The organism is Pedobacter psychrodurus, assembly GCF_032678585.1.
Lineage (GTDB): Bacteria > Bacteroidota > Bacteroidia > Sphingobacteriales > Sphingobacteriaceae > Pedobacter > Pedobacter psychrodurus_A.
Genome location: NZ_JAVTSN010000115.1, coordinates 1 through 1,747, shown reverse-complemented (window position 1 = coordinate 1,747; position 1,747 = coordinate 1). Strand labels below are relative to the sequence as shown.

Below are 1,747 nucleotides of genomic sequence, written 5' to 3'. Positions count from 1 at the left end.
GTGTTTAAATAAATCTGGAGTGTTATCTGTCTGTTGCTGGCTAGAATATTTTATTTAACCATTATTTTGATAAAAGCAGCAAAAGCAAGCCCTTTTAGGCTGCTTTTCTTCTAACATTTTGTGCGATTGCCAATAATCCCCATTCTATTGCCACTTTTTCCTTGCCGCGGAGCATGAAGCGGCGGAACCCATGGTTCTGTTTAATATTCCCGAAGACTGGTTCAACATCATGACACCTTTGCTTTCGCTTCTCCATTCCCTTTTCACTGTTCAGTAGCTGATATGCCTTTGCTTTATGTCGCCCCAGATTCTCGTTTATCTCTATAATCCTATTCCCCTGGGATTTGTGGCAGGCGCCATTGAGTGGGCAGGTAGCGCAATTTTTTGCCTGATACCTTTTGCTGGTCTGCTCAAACCCGGTACTTGTTAGCCGCTTGCTATCGCCGATATAGTGCATTTTTTGCCCCATAGGACATATATAACAGTCCTGTTCCTGATTGTAGAATAATTTGTCCTGGGTAAATGGTTTCTTGTTATTGTGGCTTTCACTCTGCTCTTTATCGAACATACCGTATTTCACATAAGCCTCAATCTCGCCGGCTTCAAGAATCTCATAATTCTCCTCGCTGCCGTACCCTGCATCTGCGGTAATGGTTTTCGGGGTTTTTCCAAAACTGGCTTCATGCTGCTGCAGATGCTCTTTTAGTGTGGTGGTATCAGTAGGGTTCGGATGGATGGTGTAATTTACGATGAACTGGTTAGAGGTTGATATCTGTACATTGTAAGCTGCCTTGAGCTGGCCATTTTGCATGTGGTCTTCCTTCATTCGCATGAAAGTCGCATCGGTATCGGTTTTACTAAAGCTGTTGCGATCCCCCAGAATTGCTTCTTTAGCTTCATATTCTGCTATCTTTTCTGGATATTCCCTGGTTACATACCTCAGCTTCGCTTTGACCTTTTTGTCCAGATCCGTTTTTTCTGCCAACACTGCATTGAGCGTATCCACAGTCTGCTGTACCTTTTCAGTGTCAATGTCGGTAAGATCCGGCGGTTCAGGCAGGCCATCTTCCACCTTGGCAACACTTTGGGCATATTGCCAGATTTCACTTAAGGCTTTCTTCATCTTTTCCTTGTTGGTCTGAATAGCCTTTTTCCACACAAAGGTATATTTATTGGCATTGGCTTCTATCTTGGTACCATCGGTATAGATATCTTCAATGCTTAACCGGCCTTCTGCAGCCAAAAGTTTTACCACCTCCTCAAATACACTGCGAAGTGCCTCCTTAAGCCGAACGCCACGAAAACGGTTAATGGTATTGTGATCAGGATAGCTCATACCGCTAAGCCACATAAAGTTGATGTTCTCCCTGCAGGCTACCTCCAGCTTTCTGCTACTATAGACATTACTTACATATCCATATACCAAAACCTTTAACAGCATTTGTGGATGGTAGCTCGAGGTGCCCTTGATCTTATAGGCATCCAGGAGGCCCTGGATATTGATTCGGTTAATGATATCGTTCACGATGCGAACTGGATGACCTTTTGCCACAAGTTCATCCAAAGTAGGCGGAATGGCCATCATCTGGTCCTGGTAATAGGGCTTGAAAACTGGTTTTTGAACTGGCATAAATCTCAATTATTTATACTTAAATATCTGAAATTCAGAGCAATAAACCAAATTTAAACAGGTCGAAAATTAATTTTTTTTCCACAAAAAAGAGACTGCCTTTTTGAGACAGCCTCT

The 1,747-nt window shown here is 42.9% G+C and carries 1 protein-coding gene; it reads right to left on the bottom strand.

Translation table 11 applies throughout. The features are described from left to right. Window positions 1-94 precede the first annotated feature (94 nt). Window positions 95-1,630 (bottom strand): IS1182 family transposase, encoded by a 1,536-nt coding sequence (locus R2S57_RS30265; RefSeq protein ID WP_316848638.1) that lies wholly within the window; start codon window positions 1,628-1,630, stop codon window positions 95-97. Window positions 1,631-1,747: the final 117 nt, after the last annotated feature.

Bases quoted from the DNA above. Each gene is read 5' to 3' on its own strand.
- R2S57_RS30265 (WP_316848638.1), bottom strand. From the start codon at position 1,630: ATGCCAGTTCAAAAACCAGTTTTCAAGCCCTATTACCAGGACCAGATG.